The organism is Pseudomonas sp. N40(2020) (assembly GCF_014472415.1).
In the GTDB taxonomy this organism is placed as follows: Bacteria; Pseudomonadota; Gammaproteobacteria; order Pseudomonadales; family Pseudomonadaceae; genus Aquipseudomonas.
The window spans coordinates 63508-82803 of the sequence record NZ_JACSZV010000006.1 but is presented as its reverse complement, the minus strand read 5'-3'; the positions used below and the strand labels follow the sequence as shown (position 1 = coordinate 82803).

At 56.5% G+C, this 19296-nt stretch carries 16 protein-coding genes; 13 read left to right on the top strand and 3 right to left on the bottom strand.

Annotated elements, in window-relative coordinates; all coding sequences use genetic code 11:
* Window positions 1–13 precede the first annotated feature (13 nt).
* The 3 genes from IAI51_RS06490 to IAI51_RS06480 are packed head-to-tail and all read right to left on the bottom strand — an operon-like array spanning window position 14 to window position 3488.
* Complete coding sequence (locus IAI51_RS06490) at window positions 14–754, bottom strand: SDR family oxidoreductase (RefSeq protein ID WP_187677727.1); 741 nt, start codon at window positions 752–754, stop codon at window positions 14–16.
* Window positions 751–2061 (bottom strand): FAD-binding protein, encoded by a 1311-nt coding sequence (locus tag IAI51_RS06485; RefSeq protein ID WP_187677726.1) that lies wholly within the window; start codon window positions 2059–2061, stop codon window positions 751–753. Before IAI51_RS06485 ends, IAI51_RS06490 begins: the two co-directional genes overlap by 4 nt.
* Window positions 2058–3488, bottom strand: coding sequence for a UbiA family prenyltransferase (locus IAI51_RS06480; protein WP_187677725.1), 1431 nt, complete (start codon window positions 3486–3488; stop codon window positions 2058–2060). The genes IAI51_RS06485 and IAI51_RS06480 overlap by 4 nt, the downstream gene beginning before the upstream one ends.
* 532 nt (window positions 3489–4020) lie before the next feature.
* Here IAI51_RS06480 and gyrA point away from each other — a divergent pair.
* From gyrA to rfbA, 13 genes are all read left to right on the top strand, one after another.
* Window positions 4021–6810, top strand: coding sequence for a DNA gyrase subunit A (gene gyrA, locus IAI51_RS06475; RefSeq protein ID WP_187677724.1), 2790 nt, complete (start codon window positions 4021–4023; stop codon window positions 6808–6810).
* Between the two features lie 126 nt (window positions 6811–6936).
* The gene (gene serC, locus IAI51_RS06470) at window positions 6937–8022 is read left to right on the top strand and encodes a 3-phosphoserine/phosphohydroxythreonine transaminase (RefSeq protein WP_187677723.1); all 1086 of its coding nucleotides are present in this window, start codon (window positions 6937–6939) and stop codon (window positions 8020–8022) included.
* Window positions 8022–9116 carry a prephenate dehydratase gene (gene pheA / locus IAI51_RS06465; protein ID WP_007908404.1) on the top strand — a complete coding sequence of 365 codons (1095 nt, stop codon included), beginning with the start codon at window positions 8022–8024 and terminating at the stop codon, window positions 9114–9116. Before serC ends, pheA begins: the two co-directional genes overlap by 1 nt.
* Window positions 9117–9129: 13 nt before the next feature.
* Window positions 9130–10242, top strand: coding sequence for a histidinol-phosphate transaminase (gene hisC, locus IAI51_RS06460; RefSeq protein ID WP_187677722.1), 1113 nt, complete (start codon window positions 9130–9132; stop codon window positions 10240–10242).
* Window positions 10243–10270: 28 nt separating this feature from the next.
* Entirely contained in the window at window positions 10271–12478 is a 2208-nt protein-coding gene (locus tag IAI51_RS06455) for a bifunctional prephenate dehydrogenase/3-phosphoshikimate 1-carboxyvinyltransferase (protein WP_262410304.1), read from the top strand.
* Complete coding sequence (gene cmk, locus IAI51_RS06450; RefSeq protein ID WP_187677720.1) at window positions 12475–13164, top strand: (d)CMP kinase; 690 nt, start codon at window positions 12475–12477, stop codon at window positions 13162–13164. The genes IAI51_RS06455 and cmk overlap by 4 nt, the downstream gene beginning before the upstream one ends.
* Before the next feature lie 119 nt (window positions 13165–13283).
* Window positions 13284–14969: a 30S ribosomal protein S1 gene (gene rpsA, locus IAI51_RS06445; RefSeq protein ID WP_100847732.1), complete on the top strand. Its 1686-nt coding sequence runs from the start codon at window positions 13284–13286 to the stop codon at window positions 14967–14969.
* Between the two features lie 204 nt (window positions 14970–15173).
* Window positions 15174–15452, top strand: a complete 279-nt coding sequence (locus tag IAI51_RS06440) for a hypothetical protein (RefSeq protein WP_187677719.1) — start codon at window positions 15174–15176, stop codon at window positions 15450–15452.
* A 142-nt stretch (window positions 15453–15594) separates the two neighbouring features.
* The gene (gene ihfB / locus IAI51_RS06435) at window positions 15595–15891 is read left to right on the top strand and encodes an integration host factor subunit beta (RefSeq protein ID WP_003189779.1); all 297 of its coding nucleotides are present in this window, start codon (window positions 15595–15597) and stop codon (window positions 15889–15891) included.
* Window positions 15892–15921: 30 nt separating this feature from the next.
* Window positions 15922–16161: a lipopolysaccharide assembly protein LapA domain-containing protein gene (locus IAI51_RS06430; protein ID WP_187677718.1), complete on the top strand. Its 240-nt coding sequence runs from the start codon at window positions 15922–15924 to the stop codon at window positions 16159–16161.
* A gap of 225 nt (window positions 16162–16386) precedes the next feature.
* Window positions 16387–17463: a dTDP-glucose 4,6-dehydratase gene (rfbB, locus tag IAI51_RS06425; protein WP_187677717.1), complete on the top strand. Its 1077-nt coding sequence runs from the start codon at window positions 16387–16389 to the stop codon at window positions 17461–17463.
* Complete coding sequence (gene rfbD, locus IAI51_RS06420) at window positions 17460–18353, top strand: dTDP-4-dehydrorhamnose reductase (protein ID WP_187677716.1); 894 nt, start codon at window positions 17460–17462, stop codon at window positions 18351–18353. The genes rfbB and rfbD overlap by 4 nt, the downstream gene beginning before the upstream one ends.
* Window positions 18350–19240, top strand: a complete 891-nt coding sequence (rfbA, locus tag IAI51_RS06415; protein WP_187677715.1) for a glucose-1-phosphate thymidylyltransferase RfbA — start codon at window positions 18350–18352, stop codon at window positions 19238–19240. The genes rfbD and rfbA overlap by 4 nt, the downstream gene beginning before the upstream one ends.
* Window positions 19241–19296 lie beyond the last annotated feature (56 nt).

The following is a 19296-nucleotide window of genomic DNA, read 5'->3' as shown; positions in this document are numbered from 1 at the left end:
AAGTTAACTGAATTCAGAGATTTATTCTTTTGAACACAAATCTTGGAATCGAGCGAATAATCAGCATGATCAGCGCCCAGAAACCAGGTGCGTAAAGCACATCTTTTTTGCGATCTATGCCGTCTGCAATTCTCTTTGCGACTTGGTCAGGTTGGGCTACCAGTGCCTTCGGCAGTTTTAAGCCGTGTGTCATTGGCGTATCGACGAAGCCGGGTTTGATGGTGATCACGTGTACACCGACTTTGAACATGCGGGCGCGCAATCCTTCGCAGAATGTCGAGACGGCAGCCTTGGCTGCGCCATACAGATAATTGGAGGGGCGGCCGCGATCACCGGCTACTGAAGAAATCACTGCGAGAGTACCGCAACGCTGAGTTTCAAACTGGTTCGACAGCAATGTCAGTAAAGCAATGACGGATGTTCCGTTGTTGCTGAACTCCTGGAGCGCTACTGCAGGGTCTTGCTCACATTGCTGCTGATCGGGGAGGGTGCCGTGTGCGATCAAGGCAACATCGATCTGGCGCATGGCGTCAATGCAGTGTTCAAGCATCGCGGCATGGGTACCTGTGTCAGTAGCGTCCATGGTGTGCAAAACCGTCGCTTTGGCCCCTCGGCTCTCAAGGTCGGCGGCGGTTTGTTGAAGTTTTTCAAGATTTCTGCCGACCAGAAAAAACTCACTACCTTCCGCGGCCCAGCGGCGTGCGCATGCCGTGGCGATCGCTGAGGTTGCGCCAATGATCAAAACTCGTTTCATTCAGTTACCCTTTTCCAAAAGCGGGAATTCATAGACGGGTCACGCAAGGCTTCAACCTGCTCCCACTCAGGGTAAGCGGTGCGGAAATCGCTACCGCTCATATGTGCATCCTTAGCTGGATAGATCCGGCCTCCGGCTTCTCTGACAATTACGTCCAGGCGCGCGAAGAGCTTTTTCAGGCTTGCTGATTGCGGGAAATCCAGTGCAAGAGAGGCGCCAGGTAACGGAAAAGAGAGTAGGCCGGGTGAGTTGCATTCTCCGCAGCGTTTGAGCACAGCCAAAAAAGAACCGTTACCGGAGTCCGCAATGGTCTTGAGTAGCTGGGTCATGGCGATTTGGGCGTTGGCGTCGGGAATGACGCATTGAAATTGCTGAAAGCCGGCGTTGCCGTAAATTCGATTCCAGTGCAGCACTCTGTCGAGCGGATAGAAGAAGGGCTCATACTCGCTACGAATGCGGGTTCGCTTGACCGGGCTCTTGCGCCAATAAGCTTCGTTGAAACCGCGCAAAGACAGATTATTGATAAGGGAAACCGGTGGCGTCAGCGGGACCGTCAGTTTGTTCCGCTTGTTCAGGGTTAATGAGCCATAAGGAGCATGGTCGCCGACGATGAAAACTCCTCGTCCCAGTTGCGCTCCCTTGGCGAGGCAGTCGATCCAGGCAACGCTGTACTCATGCTGGTGGTCCAACTGACTGGAAAGCTCGAAGAACTCACCAAGATTGTTGAAGCGTACAAGGGTGCTTTCGATCTGACTTGACTGGATTGGAATCAGTTGTATCTGCGCCCAGCTCACTACCCCGGTGAGGCCCAGGCCGCCAATCGTGGCACGAAACAGCGCCTGGTCTTGTGTCGGGCTGCAGATGAGCGTTTCGTTTTTATGCAGCAGGCCAAATTCCGTGACATGATTGCCAAAGGTGCCGCGTACGTGGTGATTCTTGCCATGCACGTCGTTGGCTATCGCGCCTCCCAGTGTCACGAATTGTGTGCCGGGCGTCACTGCGAGGAACCAGCCGTTAGGGATGGATATCTCCAGAATTTGCGCCAGTGTTACGCCTGCTTCAGCCGTGACTCTGCCGTTTTGCCAGTCGACCTCAATGAAGCGATCAAGTGCGCGCATATTCAGCACGTGGTCACTGGCGGCCAAGCAGCTGTCTCCATAGCTGCGTCCGTTGCCGAACGGGAGTGTGCTGCCATAGGTGCGGCTGACAGTTTCTATCAGTGCGGGCAGATCCATTCGCCAGTTGGCGCTATGTCCCGATTGGAGCAGACGGGGGTATCGCCCCCAGGATAAGAGATCGGTATTCACGCTGCTACCCAGAAAACCAGGCCCATCAAGAGGCCCGCAACGATGCTGGTGCGGTCGGAGACGGCGAACATGACGGGGTCATCATGCATTTTTCCACGATGCGTCAGCATCCATATCCGGGAAATCCAGAACAATAGAATCGGGCAGGCAAGCCAGATGATCTGCGGGTGTGAATACAGGCGAGTGGTGGCGGGGTCGTGGATGTACATTGCCAATACCATGACAGCCAGATAGCCCGAAGCGGCTCCCAGAGAGGAAATCATTTCGAGGTCGTCAGGATAATACCCTCGGCCTCGGGTTTTTTCCGTGCGGCCACTGTGCTTGGCTTCACGCAGTTCGGCATAGCGTTTGACCAGCGCCAGGCTCAGGAACATGAACATCGAGAAAGCGAGAATCCAGAATGTGAGCTCCAGGTTCAGCGCGCAGGCACCCGCAATGATGCGAATGGTGTAAAGCGATGCGAGCGAAATGACATCAACGACCATTTTGCGCTTCATAGAAAGCGAGTAGGCCAGCGTCAATATGTAGTATCCAATCAGAGTTGCGGTGAACTCCCAGGGCAAAAGGACCGCAGAGCCTATGAAGGCGATACCCAATAAAGACGGAAAGGCCAGCAGTCCTGCAAGTATGCTCAGTTTTCCGGATGCAAAGGGTCGGTTACGTTTGGATTTATGATGGCGGTCATCATTGAGATCGAGCAGGTCGTTCAGCAGATATACACTGGATGCGCAAAGGCCAAAGAACAGGAAGGCCAGCAGACCTTGCAAGACGAACGGAATGTTAGTCAGCTGATGCGCAGTCAGCAGAGGCACGAAGATGAGTATGTTCTTCATCCACTGGTGAAGGCGCAGGGCTTTTATCCAGTCTCTGGGTCTGGTGGTGTTGGAGTGAATGACTTCCTCAACATTACCCTGAGCCGCTGCGCGCTGTTCGACGCCGCGCTCCGGATTGACTATATAAGCTTTACGCGCGCTGGCCCATACGGCGATGTCATCCAGGGAGTTGCCGATGTAATCGAACCCTTCGTTTCCATACTGCTCAACCAGCAGGTCACGTTTGCGGTGTGACGAGAGATTAAGGCTGCCATTAGTCGCCACTACCTTGTCGAAAAGTTGCAAGTGGTCGGCGACTCTGTTCGCCAGGCTAATATGACTTGCAGTCGCCAAAACGATGCTGCGACCACTCGCGCGCGCCTGTTCGATCAGCGTTATGACGGCAGGGTCATACGGTAATACCGTAACGTCAACGTGACTGTCCTTGGCAAGGCCTTCCTTGAGCGAGGCTTTGCCTTTTAGTAACCAGATGAATGGTTTCAACAGTTGAAGGGGGTTGCTTCTTAGAAAAGCAATGCCTGTCTCAAGCAAGAGGTCCGAACGAAGGAGGGTGCCGTCTAGGTCTACGACGAGCGGGGGAGCATTGGATGTCACGAAAGCTTATCCCTAAGAAATAAAACTACGCTTCTTTGCCATATGGCGAGCCGGCTGATTGTGCTCGCTAGAGCATTTCAGTCAGACATTTATTGCGATGCGTATAATCGAGCTGCGCATTTGAGCAAAAAAAGACTTCACCGTCACACTTTTTATGACGCTACAGGAACCACTCAAATTATTTTTTGCTGATCTGGAGTCTTCTCGGCGCTGAAGACGGAGCGGACGGGTGCATTTCGATAGGTAAAAATTGCCTCTGGATCATGGAAGGCGGCGCTGAAGGCGTTCTGAGGCGGTTTTGTGTCAGATTAATGGTGTTGGCAGGCTATGGAGGGATAGGTGCGTGGCGGCGATTGTGGTAGCATCCGGCGTTTTCCGAGGCAGTCCCACAGGGTTGTCTTCACTGCGCAAATCCAGGGTTCAACTTGTTGATTTGTCGTAAGTCGGCGCATGGCACTCAGTCTGCATCGACGAGCTTCGTGATCCCTATGGATATGACGAGGTTTCACCAGAAAAAGGAATCAGGCTTCTCATGGGCGAACTGGCCAAAGAAATCCTCCCGGTCAATATCGAAGACGAGCTGAAACAGTCCTACCTCGATTACGCGATGAGCGTGATCGTCGGCCGTGCACTGCCGGATGCGCGCGATGGCTTGAAGCCCGTGCACCGCCGCGTGCTGTTCGCGATGAGCGAGCTGGGCAACGACTTCAACAAGCCGTACAAGAAATCTGCCCGTGTTGTCGGTGACGTGATCGGTAAATATCACCCGCACGGTGACACTGCCGTCTACGACACCATCGTACGTATGGCTCAGCCTTTCTCCCTGCGCTACCTGTTGGTCGACGGTCAGGGCAACTTCGGTTCGGTGGACGGCGACAACGCTGCCGCCATGCGATACACCGAAGTGCGCATGACCAAGCTGGCGCACGAGCTGCTGGCTGACTTGCACAAGGAAACCGTGGATTGGGTGCCGAACTACGACGGCACGGAAATGATCCCGGCGGTCATGCCGACCCGTATTCCCAACCTGCTGGTCAACGGTTCCAGTGGTATCGCTGTGGGCATGGCAACCAACATCCCGCCACACAACCTCGGTGAAGTCATCGACGGTTGCCTGGCGCTCATCGACAATCCCGAGCTGACTGTCGACGAGCTGATGCAATACATCCCCGGTCCGGACTTCCCGACTGCCGCGATCATCAACGGTCGCGCAGGTATCATCGAGGCCTACCGCACCGGTCGTGGGCGCATTTACATGCGTGCGCGTTCGATCGTTGAAGACATCGACAAGGTCGGTGGTCGTCAGCAGATCGTTATCACCGAACTTCCTTACCAGTTGAACAAGGCGCGTCTGATCGAGAAGATCGCCGAGCTGGTAAAAGAGAAGAAGCTTGAAGGCATCACTGAACTGCGCGACGAGTCCGACAAGGACGGTATGCGCGTCGTGATCGAACTGCGTCGCGGCGAAGTGCCTGAGGTGATCCTCAACAACCTCTACGCTCAGACCCAGCTGCAAAGCGTGTTCGGCATCAACATCGTCGCTCTGATTGATGGCCGTCCGCGGATTCTGAATCTCAAGGATCTGCTGGAAGCCTTCGTTCGTCACCGTCGCGAAGTCGTTACCCGCCGTACCGTGTTCGAACTGCGCAAGGCGCGCGAGCGTGGTCACATCCTTGAAGGCCAGGCCGTTGCCCTGTCGAACATCGACCCGGTGATCGCCCTGATCAAAGCTTCGCCAACCCCATCGGAAGCCAAGGAAGCGCTGATCAGCACGCCTTGGGAGTCCTCGGCGGTAGTGGCGATGGTTGAACGTGCCGGTGCCGATTCGTGCCGCCCGGAAAACCTCGATACGCAATACGGTCTGCGCGAAGGCAAGTACTTCCTGTCGCCAGAGCAGGCGCAAGCCATTCTGGAACTGCGTCTGCACCGTCTGACCGGTCTGGAGCACGAGAAGCTGCTGGCCGAGTATCAAGAGATCCTCAACCAGATCGGCGAGCTGATCCGCATCCTCAACAGTGCCGTGCGCCTGATGGAAGTGATCCGCGAAGAGCTGGAAGTGATCCGCGCCGAATATGGCGATCAGCGTCGCACCGAGATTCTCGATGCACGCCTCGACCTGACTCTGGGCGACATGATCCCGGAAGAAGAGCGCGTCGTGACCATCTCCCACGGTGGCTACGCCAAGACTCAGCCGCTGGCTGCGTACCAGGCTCAGCGTCGTGGCGGTAAAGGCAAGTCGGCGACCGGCGTCAAGGATGAGGACTACATTGCTCACCTGCTGGTTGCCAACAGTCACTCCACGCTGTTGCTGTTCTCCAGCAAAGGCAAGGTGTACTGGCTGAAGACTTACGAAATCCCTGAAGCATCGCGTGCTGCACGTGGTCGTCCGCTGGTCAATCTGCTGCCGCTGGAAGCCGATGAAACCATCACCACCATGCTGCAGATCGATCTCGAGGCCCTGCAAAAACGTGCCGGTGCTGACGATGAGGATGATGCTGACGATGCGATCATCGAAGGCGAAGTAGTCGAAGCTGAAGAAGCTGCCGAGCTGGAAGAGATCGACGGCGAAACAGCCGAGCTGGTGGCTGAGCCGACCGGCGAATTCATCTTCATGGCCACGGCTTCCGGTACCGTCAAGAAGACCCCGCTGGCACGCTTCGCCCGTCCGCGCTCCAATGGCTTGATCGCCTTGAAGCTCAAGGAAGGCGATACGCTGATTGCAGCTGCCATCACTGATGGCGCGAAAGAAATCATGCTGTTCTCCGACGCTGGCAAGGTGATCCGTTTCGCTGAAGCCGCAGTGCGTGAAATGGGTCGTGGTGCGCGCGGTATTCGCGGCATGCGGATCCTCAAGGATCAGAAACTGATCTCCATGCTGATTCCTGAGTCGGGCGCGCAGATTCTGACCGCTTCCGAGCGTGGTTTCGGCAAGCGCACCGCCCTGAGCAAATTCCCTCGCCGCGGTCGCGGTGGTCAGGGTGTGATTGCCATGGTCACCAAAGAGCGCAACGGCAAGCTTGTCGGTGCGATCCAGGTGCAGGAAGGCGAGGAAATCATGCTGATTTCCGACCAGGGCACACTGGTGCGGACTCGTGTTGATGAAGTGTCCAGCCTGGGTCGCAACACCCAGGGTGTGACCCTGATCAAACTGGCCACTGATGAAACGCTGGTCGGTCTGGAGCGGGTTCAGGAGCCGTCGGAAGTCGAGGGCGAAGAGCTCGAAGGTGAAGAAGGGTTGGTGTCTGGCGCGGAGGTCGTGATTGACGACGTTGCCGAAGACCAGCAACTCGACGCCGCAACTGACGAAGAACCGCAGGAATAAGCGGACAAGCGAGGGGGCGGATGAGAATTCGCCCCCTTGTTATTTGTCCGGTATGAAAGTTTCTGAAGTGCAGAGTTACCGAATTACAGATTTATTGTGTATCACCAAGTCAGAGCGAGATTGGATGTGAGCAAGCGAGCCTATAACTTCTGCGCCGGCCCTGCGGCGCTTCCCGAAGCTGTCCTGCAACGCGCCCAAGGTGAACTCCTTGACTGGCACGGCAAGGGTCTGTCGGTTATGGAAATGAGCCATCGCAGCGATGAGTTCGTGTCCATTGCCAATCAGGCCGAGCAGGATCTGCGTGACCTGCTGAATATCCCTTCGAACTATAAAGTGCTGTTTCTGCAGGGTGGCGCCAGCCAGCAGTTTGCGCAGATCCCGCTGAATCTGTTGCCTGAAGGCGGCTCGGCTGACTATATCGACACCGGTATCTGGTCGCAGAAAGCCATCGAAGAAGCTTCGCGTTACGGTCACGTCAACGTTGCCGCTACCGCCAAGCCTTATGACTATTTCGCCATCCCGGGTCAGAACGAGTGGAACCTGTCCAAGGATGCCGCTTACGTTCACTACGCACCGAACGAAACCATCGGCGGTCTGGAATTCCAGTGGATCCCGGAAACCGGCGACGTGCCATTGGTTGCTGACATGTCTTCGGACATCCTCTCGCGTCCAGTCGACATTTCGCGTTTCGGCATGATCTACGCCGGCGCGCAGAAGAACATCGGCCCGAGCGGCATCGTGGTCAACATTATCCGCGAAGACCTGTTGGGCAAGGCGCGTTCGCTGTGCCCGACCATGCTCAACTACAAAGTCGCGGCCGATAACGGCTCGATGTACAACACTCCGCCGACCCTGGCCTGGTACCTGTCCGGTCTGGTGTTCCAGTGGCTGAAAGAGCAGGGCGGCGTCGAAGCGATTGCCAAGCTGAACGACGTCAAGCAGCGCACGCTGTATGACTTCATCGATGCCAGCGGCCTCTACAGCAATCCGATCAACAAGTCGGATCGCTCGTGGATGAACGTGCCGTTCCGCCTCGCTGATGATCGTCTGGACAAGCCGTTCCTGGTCGGTGCCGAAGAGCGCGGTCTGCTCAACCTCAAGGGCCACCGCTCCGTGGGCGGCATGCGCGCCTCCATCTACAACGCCGTCGACATCACCGCCGTCAATGCGCTGGTGGCGTACATGGCTGAATTCGAGAAGGAACACGGCTGATGTCCGAGCAAGAACTCAAGGCACTGCGCGTTCGCATTGACGCTCTGGACACCAAGGTCATGGAGCTGATCAGTGAGCGTGCGCGTTGCGCCCAGGAAGTCGCGCGAGTAAAGATGGCCTCGCTGGCCGAAGGCGAAGTGCCGGTGTTCTATCGTCCCGAGCGCGAAGCTCAGGTGCTCAAGCGGGTGATGGAGCGTAACCAGGGGCCGCTGGGCAACGAAGAGATGGCGCGGTTGTTCCGCGAAATCATGTCTTCGTGCCTGGCGCTGGAGCAGCCGCTGAAAGTGGCTTACCTCGGCCCTGAAGGCACCTTTACCCAAGCGGCCGCCATGAAACACTTCGGTCACGCAGTGATCAGCAAGCCGATGGCGGCGATCGACGAAGTGTTCCGTGAAGTGGCCGCCGGTGCAGTGAACTTTGGCGTGGTGCCAGTGGAGAACTCCACCGAAGGCGCGGTCAACCACACGCTGGACAGCTTCCTCGAACACGACATGGTGATCTGTGGCGAAGTCGAGCTGCGCATCCACCATCACCTGTTGGTCGGTGAAAACACCAAGACCGACAGCATCAGCCGCATCTATTCCCACGCTCAGTCGCTGGCGCAGTGCCGCAAGTGGCTGGACGCGCATTACCCGAATGTTGAGCGCGTAGCGGTGTCGAGCAACGCCGAAGCGGCCAAGCGGGTTAAAGGTGAGTGGAACTCGGCGGCGATTGCCGGTGACATGGCGGCTGGCCTCTATGGCCTGACCCGTCTGGCCGAGAAGATCGAAGATCGCCCGGACAACTCCACGCGCTTCCTGATGATCGGCAACCAGGAAGTGCCGCCGACCGGCGACGACAAGACATCGATCATCGTTTCCATGAGCAACAAGCCCGGCGCGCTTCATGAGCTGTTGGTGCCGTTCCATGACAACGGTATCGACCTGACCCGCATCGAAACCCGTCCGTCGCGCAGCGGCAAGTGGACCTACGTGTTCTTCATCGACTTCGTCGGCCACCACCGCGATCCATTGATCAAAGGTGTGTTGGAAAAGATCAGTCAGGAAGCAGTAGCACTCAAAGTGCTGGGTTCCTACCCGAAAGCAGTTCTGTAAGGGGCGGTAGTAAATGAGTGGCAATTTCCTCGCTCTGGCACAGCCGGGCGTGCAACAACTTTCGCCTTACGTTCCGGGCAAGCCTGTGGACGAACTGGCGCGCGAGCTGGATCTGGATCCGGCGAAAATCGTCAAACTGGCCAGCAACGAAAACCCGCTGGGCGCCAGTCCGAAAGCCTTGGCGGCGATCCGCGAAGAGCTGGCCGAGCTGACCCGTTATCCGGATGGCAACGGCTTCGCGCTGAAGTCCCTGTTGGCTGAACAGTGCCGCGTTGAGCTGAATCAAGTCACCCTTGGCAACGGCTCCAACGACATTCTCGAACTGGTCGCGCGCGCCTATCTGGCGCCGGGCCTGAATGCCGTGTTCAGTGAGCACGCGTTCGCGGTGTATCCGATCGCCACCCAGGCAGTCGGCGCGCAGGCCAAAGTGGTTCCGGCAAAGGATTGGGGGCACGACCTGCCTGCCATGCTCGCCGCTATCGACGCCAACACCCGCGTGGTGTTCATCGCCAACCCGAACAACCCGACCGGTACCTGGTTCGGCGCCGAAGCGCTGGACGAGTTCCTGCAGGATGTTCCGGAGCATGTACTGGTAGTGCTGGACGAGGCGTACATCGAGTATGCCGAAGGCAGCGACTTGCCGGATGGTCTGGATTTCCTTGCGGCGTATCCGAACCTGCTGGTCTCGCGCACCTTCTCCAAAGCTTATGGTCTGGCGGCGTTGCGTGTTGGCTATGGCCTGTCCACTCCGGTAGTGGCGGATGTGCTGAACCGTGTTCGCCAGCCGTTCAACGTCAACAGCCTGGCGTTGGCCGCGGCGTGTGCGGCGTTGAAAGACGAAGAGTATCTGGCGCAAAGCCGTCAGCTCAACGAGTCAGGCATGCAGCAACTGCAAGCCGGTTTCCGGGAGCTGGATTTGGGCTGGATCGAGTCCAAGGGCAACTTCATTTGCGTCGATCTCGGTCAGGTGGCGGCTCCGGTTTTCCAGGGCTTGCTGCGCGAAGGCGTGATCGTGCGTCCCGTGGCCAATTACGGCATGCCGAACCACCTGCGGGTGACGATCGGTCTGCCGGCGGAAAACAGCCGCTTCCTCGACGCACTGCGTAAGGTTCTGGCTCGTGGGTGATGTCACTGCACTGCAATCTGCTGCGCCTATGATCGGTCGCCTGGTGGTGGTCGGTCTGGGATTGATCGGTGGTTCGTTTGCCAAAGGCTTGCGTGAAAGCGGCGTGTGCCGCGAAGTGGTCGGCGTCGATCTCGACCCGCAATCGCGCAAGCTGGCGGTCGAGTTGGGTGTGGTGGATCGCTGCGAGGATGACTTGGCAGCTGCATGCCAAGGCGCGGACGTGATTCAGTTGGCGGTGCCGATTCTCGCGATGGAGAAAGTGCTCGCACGTTTGGCGAGCATGGATCTGGGGCAGGCGATTCTGACCGATGTCGGCAGCGCCAAAGGCAATGTGGTGCGCGCGGCGACCGAAGCGTTTGGTGCTATGCCACCGCGTTTCGTGCCGGGCCATCCGATTGCCGGTTCCGAGCAGAGCGGGGTGGAAGCCTCAAATGCCGAGCTGTTCCGTCGACACAAAGTGATCCTTACGCCGCTTGAGCAAACCGATCCGGCGGCGCTTGCTGTGGTCGATCATCTGTGGCGTGAGCTGGGTGCTGATGTGGAGCATATGCAGGTCGAGCGTCACGATGAAGTGCTGGCTGCGACCAGCCATCTGCCGCACCTGCTGGCCTTCGGTCTGGTCGACTCGTTGGCCAAACGCAATGAAAACCTTGAGATCTTCCGTTACGCTGCCGGTGGTTTCCGCGATTTCACAAGAATCGCCGGAAGCGACCCGGTGATGTGGCACGACATCTTCCTCGCCAACCGCGAGGCTGTTCTGCGCACACTTGATACATTTCGCAGCGACCTCGACGCCTTGCGCGACGCGGTCGATGCAGGGGATGGGCACCAATTGTTGGGCGTTTTTACTCGCGCCCGGGTTGCCCGCGAGCATTTCAGTAAAATCCTGGCCCGCAGGGCCTATGTGGACGCTATGAATTCCAACGATCTGATCTTCCTGGCTCAACCTGGTGGCCGCCTGTCCGGTCGGATTCGCGTACCGGGCGACAAATCGATTTCCCACCGTTCGATCATGCTCGGCTCGCTGGCCGAAGGCGTCACCGAAGTCGAAGGCTTCCTCGAGGGCGAAGACGCCCTGGCGACCTTGCAGGCATTCCGCGACATGGGCGTGGTCATCGAAGGCCCGCACCACGGCCGCGTGACCATTCACGGTGTTGGCCTGCACGGCCTGAAACCTGCGCCGGGCCCGATCTATCTGGGCAACTCCGGAACGTCGATGCGTCTGCTGTCCGGTCTGCTGGCCGCGCAGAACTTCGACAGCACCCTGACCGGCGATGCTTCGCTGTCCAAGCGTCCGATGAACCGCGTGGCCAATCCGCTGCGTGAAATGGGCGCCGTGATCGAAACCGCTGCCGAAGGTCGTCCGCCGATGACTATCCGTGGTGGCCACAAGCTCAAAGGCCTGACCTACACCATGCCGATGGCCAGTGCTCAGGTGAAATCCTGCCTGCTGCTGGCCGGTCTGTATGCTGAAGGCAAGACCACCGTTACCGAACCTGCGCCAACCCGCGACCATACTGAGCGCATGCTGCGTGGCTTCGGCTACCCAGTAAGCGTTGATGGCGCGACTGCATCGGTCGAATCCGGTGGCAAGTTGACAGCGACCCATATCGAAGTGCCGGGCGACATCTCGTCTTCGGCGTTCTTCCTGGTCGCGGCATCGATCGCCGAAGGCTCGGAGCTGGTGCTGGAACACGTTGGCATCAACCCGACTCGTACTGGTGTGATCGATATCCTGCGCCTGATGGGTGCCGATATCACTCTGGAGAACCAGCGTGAAGTCGGCGGCGAGCCTGTGGCTGACCTGCGCGTGCGGGCAGCTAAACTCAAAGGTATCGAGATTCCGGAAGAACTGGTTCCGTTGGCCATCGATGAATTCCCGGTGCTGTTCGTGGCCGCCGCCTGTGCCGAAGGGCGCACCGTGCTGACCGGCGCCGAAGAGCTGCGGGTCAAGGAATCGGATCGTATCCAGGTTATGGCGGACGGTTTGCTGGCGCTGGGCGTCAAATGCGAACCGACGCCGGACGGCATCATCATCGACGGCGGCCAGATTGGCGGCGGCGAAGTGCATGGTCACGGCGATCACCGTATCGCCATGGCATTCAGCGTGGCATCGCTGCGCGCCACTGCACCGATCCGCATCCATGATTGCGCCAACGTCGCGACGTCGTTCCCGAACTTCCTCGCGCTGTGCGGGCAGGTCGGTATTCGTGTGGCACAAGAGGCTCAGTCGTGAAGAACATTGCACCGGTCATCACCATTGATGGGCCAAGCGGCTCGGGCAAAGGCACGGTAGCCGGGATTCTGGCCAAGCGTCTGGGCTGGAACCTGCTGGATTCCGGTGCGCTTTACCGGTTGCTGGCGTTCGCTGCGCACAATCATGGTGTCGACCTGACCAATGAAGAGCTGCTGAAGACTCTTGCCGCTCATCTGGATGTTCAGTTCATTGCGGCGACCGACGGTCAACTTCAGCGCATAATTCTGGAAGGTGACGAAGTCAGTGATGTCATCCGCACTGAAAGCGTCGGTTCCGGCGCCTCTCAGGTGGCTGCATTGCCGGCGGTGCGCGAGGCGCTGCTGCAGCGTCAGCGTGCTTTCCAGGAAGCGCCGGGTCTTGTGGCCGATGGTCGCGACATGGGTACGGTGGTTTTCCCGAGTGCGCCGCTGAAGATTTTCCTGACCGCCAGTGCCGAGGAGCGGGCGCGCCGTCGATATTTGCAGTTGAAGGGCAAAGTCGAGGGTGTTAGTCTGTCGAGTCTGCTAGATGAGATCCGTGCACGCGATGAGCGTGACACCCAGCGAGCGGTAGCCCCGCTTAAGCCGGCGGCTGACGCCATACAGCTGGATTCCACGGAGTTGTCCATCGATCAGGTGCTTGAACGCATCATGAGCGAGATCGCCATTCGCGATATCGCCGGGTGACCAAGAAGGTTGCAGGGGACCAGTCATAGTCCTGTGGCGCTTCTTCTATATGAAACTAACCCACACCGTCTGGGGTGTGGAGATGGGCGTATCCTTCGCCCTCATTTACAGGAACTAAAATGAGCGAAAGCTTTGCGGAACTCTTTGAAGAAAGCCTAAAAACCCTGAACCTTCAGGCAGGCTCCATCATCACCGGTGTTATCGTTGATATCGATTACCAAGCTCGCTGGGTAACCGTTCACGCTGGCCTGAAGTCTGAAGCACTCATCCCGCTTGAGCAGTTCTACAACGACGCTGGCGATCTGACTATCAATGTCGGTGACGAAGTTCACGTTGCTCTGGACTCGGTTGAAGACGGTTTCGGTGAAACCAAGCTGTCCCGTGAAAAAGCCAAGCGCGCTGAGTGCTGGATCGTTCTGGAAGCTGCCTTCGCAGCCGAGGAAGTGGTCAAGGGCGTTATCAACGGTAAGGTTAAAGGCGGCTTCACTGTCGACGTTAACGGCATCCGTGCGTTCCTGCCAGGTTCCCTGGTTGACGTCCGTCCAGTGCGCGACACCACGCACCTGGAAGGCAAAGAGCTGGAATTCAAGGTCATCAAGCTGGACCAGAAGCGCAACAACGTTGTCGTTTCCCGTCGCAGCGTCCTGGAAGCCGAGAACTCCGCCGAGCGTGAAGCTCTGCTGGAATCCCTGCAGGAAGGCCAGCAAGTCAAAGGTATCGTCAAAAACCTCACCGATTACGGCGCATTCGTCGATCTGGGTGGCGTGGACGGCCTGCTGCACATCACCGACATGGCCTGGAAGCGCATCAAGCATCCTTCCGAGATCGTCAACGTTGGTGACGAAATCGACGTTAAGGTTCTAAAATACGATCGCGAACGCAACCGTGTTTCCCTGGGTCTGAAGCAACTGGGTGAAGATCCATGGGTTGCTATCAAAGCTCGTTACCCAGAAAGCACCCGCGTTACCGCTCGTGTAACCAACCTGACCGACTACGGCTGCTTCGCTGAGCTGGAAGAAGGCGTTGAAGGTCTGGTACACGTTTCCGAAATGGACTGGACCAACAAGAACATCCACCCTTCGAAAGTCGTACAAGTCGGCGACGAAGTGGAGGTTATGGTTCTGGACATCGACGAAGAGCGTCGTCGTATCTCCCTGGGCATCAAGCAGTGCAAATCTAACCCATGGGAAGATTTCTCTGGCCAGTTCAACAAGGGCGATAAAATCTCCGGCACCATCAAGTCGATCACCGATTTCGGTATCTTCATTGGTCTGGACGGCGGCATCGACGGTCTGGTTCACCTGTCCGACATCTCCTGGAACGAAGTTGGCGAAGAAGCTGTTCGTCGTTTCAAGAAGGGCGACGAGCTGGACACCGTTATCCTGTCGGTTGACCCAGAGCGCGAGCGTATCTCCCTGGGTATCAAGCAACTGGAAAGCGATCCGTTCTCCGAGTACGTCTCGGTTAACGACAAAGGCGCAATCGTTACTGGCACCGTGAAAGAAGTTGACGCCAAAGGCGCCATCATCGTTCTGGCCGACGATATCGAAGCAACTCTGAAAGCCTCCGAAATCAGCCGTGACCGCGTTGAAGACGCGCGCAACGTTCTGAAAGAAGGCCAGGAAGTAGAAGCCAAGATCATCAGCGTTGATCGCAAGAGCCGCGTGATCCAACTCTCCATCAAGTCGAAAGATGATGCTGAAGAGAAAGAAGCTATCCAGAGCCTGAAAGAGACTCCGGAAGCTGCTACCGGCGACACCACCATGGCGGCACTGCTGCGCCAGGCAATGGCCAAACAGAACTAAGTTCTGCTTGATCATTAAAAAGGGCGACTTCGGTCGCCCTTTTTTGTGCCTGCGATTTGGTGAGTTGCGTGTGCTGTGAGGGTTGTGGTGAAACCAATCTCACTCCGGAGTTGTCTGTTTCTTTAATCGGATCAATCGCCTATTCGCGACTAAGCTTGGTCTTAAGCGTGTGGTAGTCGGGCGTCGCCTGGCATAAGGAAGTGGATGAACAAGTTTATTGCCCTCATGGCTGTATTGGTTTTGGCAGGCTGCACCACCAGCGCCAAGACCCATGCGGTGCGCGGTGTCAGTGGTATAGAGGTCGACTGCTCTGGATTGGGCTCCAGTTGGGAGAAGTGCCAGAAGCGAGCGGCGAAGGAGTGCAAAGGGGCAGGGTATAAAGTCATTACCCGATCTGATGATGCCAAGGATGAAGATGAGTTTCCTTTTGGCTTCAATCCGGCTGGCTACGTGACGCGAACCATGCTGGTCATCTGTCGTTGAGCTTGTTTGTTGATTTTATGCCCTGAAAATGGGCGTTTTGACGCTGAGGAAGATATGTCAATCCCTGGGCTGTTCAAAATCTTCCGGGCGTGCTAAAACCTTTCAAGCGCTGATCTAGCTGCTTGAAAAAGAAGGGAAAAATATGACGAAGTCGGAGTTGATCGAACGAATTGTCACCCATCAAGGGCTGCTCTCATCCAAGGATGTAGAGCTGGCCATCAAGACCATGCTTGAACAAATGTCCCAGTGCCTGGCCACGGGTGATCGTATCGAGATCCGTGGGTTTGGCAGCTTCTCCCTGCACTATCGTGCGCCGCGTGTGGGGCGCAATCCGAAGACCGGTCAGTCGGTCAGCCTTGACGGTAAATTTGTTCCGCATTTCAAGCCAGGTAAAGAACTGCGTGATCGGGTGAATGAGGAAGAGGAGGAGGGGGTTTGATCTTCGCTATTCAAATTCGAGGGGGCGTGAATGCGTAACCTGAAACGCGTGCTGCTTGGCGTATTTCTTCTGTTGATGGTTTTGATTGTTCTGGCTTTTGTGCTTGAGAATCAGCAGTCGGTTTCGCTTTTGTTTCTTGGTTTTTCAGGCCCGTCGTTACCAGTGTCGGTGGTTGCAGTTTTGGCGTTGTTGATCGGCATGCTGATCGGCCCTGTATTGGGCTGGTTTCTGGGGCGTTCGTCCAGAGCCGCACGCAAGCGCCTTGTCTGAAAAAGACAGGTGCAGGGCATCTGTCGAAATTGCGCCACTGCCTGTCTATATCCATTAGTAAAACGTTCATTAAGCTGTAAAATGCAGCCCTTGTTCGATAGTGGCATATTCCCACGTCGATTCAGACTGACTCTGACGGAAGCTTCTAATTTGATGGCTTCTGCATTCATGGATTAGACAGTGCTCGTTGGTGTCACTGTCCGCAGCTCAAGGGTATTGTTTCGCGTGAAAATTCTAGTTACCGGCGGCGCCGGGTTCATCGGCTCGGCAGTCATTCGCCACATTATTTCCAATACCGCCGATTCTGTCGTCAATGTCGACAAGCTGACGTATGCCGGTAACCTCGAGTCGCTGGCTGAAGTTAGCGGTGATTCGCGCTACGTGTTTGAGCGTGTCGATATCTGCGACCGTGATCAGGTCGACCGTGTTTTGCGTGACCACCAGCCAGACGCCATTATGCATCTGGCTGCGGAGTCTCACGTCGATCGCTCGATTACCGGTCCGTCCGAGTTTATTCAGACCAACATCATCGGTACTTACACTCTGCTGGAAGCTGCGCGCCATTATTGGGCGGCACTGGATGAAGCGCGTAAAGCCAACTTCCGCTTCCATCATATTTCGACTGATGAAGTTTACGGAGACCTCGAAGGTCCGGAAGACCTCTTCACCGAAACCACTCCTTACCAGCCAAGTTCGCCTTACTCGGCCAGTAAGGCCAGCTCCGATCACCTGGTTCGTGCCTGGGCCCGCACTTACGGCCTACCTACCTTGGTGACTAACTGCTCGAACAACTACGGCCCATGCCATTTTCCTGAGAAACTGATCCCGCTGATCATTCTCAATGCGCTGGAAGGCAAGGCGCTGCCGGTTTATGGCAAAGGCAATCAGGTTCGTGACTGGCTCTATGTCGAAGATCACGCGCGTGCTTTGTATAAAGTCGTCACCGAAGGTGTAATCGGTGAGACCTACAACATCGGCGGCCACAACGAGAAGCAAAACATCGAAGTCGTGCATACATTGTGTGCGCTGCTCGATGAGTTGCGTCCGGACTCGGCTCATCGCCCGCACGCTAGCCTGATTACCTATGTTCAGGATCGTCCTGGGCATGACCAGCGTTATGCTATTGACGCCAGCAAGATCCAGCGTGAACTTGGCTGGACACCGGAAGAAACATTCGAAACCGGTATCCGTAAGACTGTCGAGTGGTACCTCAACAACACTGAGTGGGTAGAGCACGTGAAAAGCGGCAGCTACCAGCAGTGGATCGACCAGAACTACGCGGATCGCGCGAATAAGGCATGAAAATTCTCCTGCTCGGCAAAAATGGCCAAGTAGGTTGGGAGCTGCAACGCTCCCTTGCCCCGCTTGGCGAGTTGATCGCGCTCGATCGTCATGCCGTTGATGGTTTATGTGGCGACCTGTCCAGTCTGGATGCGTTGCGTGCAACTATTCGGCGAGTCATGCCCGATATCATCGTCAACGCGGCTGCGTACACCGCTGTCGACAAAGCTGAATCGGAAAGCGAGCTGGCTGATCGCGTGAACGCGCAGGCGAGTCGGCTCATCGCGGAGGAAATCGCAGGTCTGGGTGGCTGGCTGATTCATTACTCGACCGATTACGTCTTCAGTGGTCAAGGCAGCACGCCTTGGCAGGAGACTGATGCAGTCGCTCCGGTCAATCAGTATGGCGCAAGTAAACTGGCGGGTGAGCAAGCCATCATGGCGTCCGGATGCAAGCATCTGATCTTTCGGACAAGCTGGGTCTATGGCGCTCGCGGCAATAATTTCGCAAAGACCATGCTGCGTCTGGCCAAAGATCGCGACACGTTGAACGTCATCGCCGATCAGGTCGGAGCACCAACAGGGGCTGATTTGATTGCCGACGTCACAGCATTGGCCATTCGCCAGGTGTTGCAGCAGCCCGAGCTATCAGGTTTGTATCATTTGGCAGCCGCTGGCGAAGTGTCCTGGCATGGTTATGCAAGTCGTGTGATTGCGTTTGCTCAAGATAACGGCGAGCAGCTTGCCGTCGAGACGGTCAATCCGATTGATACGACCGCTTATCCGACACCCGCGCGTCGGCCTCTGAATTCACGCTTGAACACTCAGAAGCTGCGCGACAATTTTTCTCTACACTTGCCGGATTGGCAAAGTGGTGTAACCCGAATGCTTAGGGAAGTTCTGAACAAATGACCACGACAAAGCGTAAAGGCATCATCCTCGCCGGTGGCTCGGGCACGCGCCTGCACCCGCTGACCTTGGGTGTTTCCAAACAGATGCTGCCGATCTACGACAAGCCGATGATTTTCTATCCGCTGTCGGTATTGATGCTGGCGGGTATGCGCGAGATCTTGATTATCTCTACGCCTGAAGACCTTCCATGTTTCCGCAAATTGCTGGGGGATGGTAGCCTCTATGGCATCAAATTGACGTATGCCGAGCAGCCAAGCCCGGACGGGCTCGCTCAAGCGTTTATCATCGGTGAGGAGTTCATTGGCGAGGATCCTTGCTGCCTGATTTTGGGCGACAATATCTTCTACGGTCAGCACTTTTCGGACAATCTGCGTTCGGCAAGTTCTCAGCAGCAAGGTGCAACCGTATTCGGTTACCACGTGTCCGATCCAGAGCGTTTCGGCGTTGTAGAGTTTGACGCTTCCGGGCGCGCCTTGAGTATCGAAGAAAAACCACTGAAGCCGAAGTCTAACTATGCAGTCACTGGCCTGTATTTTTATGACAATGACGTTGTAGAAATAGCCAAGAATATTAAGCCTTCGGATCGCGGTGAGTTGGAAATCACTGATGTAAACCGCGCCTATCTGGAACGCAAAACCCTGAGCGTCGAGATGCTGGGGCGTGGATTTGCATGGCTCGATACGGGTACTCATGACTCGTTACTGGAAGCAAGTCACTTCGTGCACACGATCGAACAGCGCCAAGGACTGAAGGTGGCTTGCCTCGAGGAAATTGCCTTTCACAACGGCTGGATCTCCACAGAGCAATTAGCCCGTCAGGCTGATGCGCTGAAAAAGACTGGCTATGGTCAGTATCTGCAGAAGCTGCTGGATGCACCTTCTCATTAAAAGGTGTTCTTCGCCTTTTTCGGCGGCAACGCTCGAACAGCTTTTAACAGGATCTG

Coding starts and splice junctions, on each gene's coding strand:
- IAI51_RS06490 (WP_187677727.1), bottom strand. CDS start 754: ATGAAACGAGTTTTGATCATTGGCGCAACCTCAGCGATCGCCACGGCA.
- gyrA (WP_187677724.1), top strand. CDS start 4,021: ATGGGCGAACTGGCCAAAGAAATCCTCCCGGTCAATATCGAAGACGAG.
- pheA (WP_007908404.1), top strand. CDS start 8,022: ATGTCCGAGCAAGAACTCAAGGCACTGCGCGTTCGCATTGACGCTCTG.
- hisC (WP_187677722.1), top strand. CDS start 9,130: ATGAGTGGCAATTTCCTCGCTCTGGCACAGCCGGGCGTGCAACAACTT.
- IAI51_RS06455 (WP_262410304.1), top strand. CDS start 10,271: ATGATCGGTCGCCTGGTGGTGGTCGGTCTGGGATTGATCGGTGGTTCG.
- rpsA (WP_100847732.1), top strand. CDS start 13,284: ATGAGCGAAAGCTTTGCGGAACTCTTTGAAGAAAGCCTAAAAACCCTG.
- IAI51_RS06440 (WP_187677719.1), top strand. CDS start 15,174: ATGAACAAGTTTATTGCCCTCATGGCTGTATTGGTTTTGGCAGGCTGC.
- ihfB (WP_003189779.1), top strand. CDS start 15,595: ATGACGAAGTCGGAGTTGATCGAACGAATTGTCACCCATCAAGGGCTG.
- IAI51_RS06430 (WP_187677718.1), top strand. CDS start 15,922: ATGCGTAACCTGAAACGCGTGCTGCTTGGCGTATTTCTTCTGTTGATG.
- rfbD (WP_187677716.1), top strand. CDS start 17,460: ATGAAAATTCTCCTGCTCGGCAAAAATGGCCAAGTAGGTTGGGAGCTG.
- rfbA (WP_187677715.1), top strand. CDS start 18,350: ATGACCACGACAAAGCGTAAAGGCATCATCCTCGCCGGTGGCTCGGGC.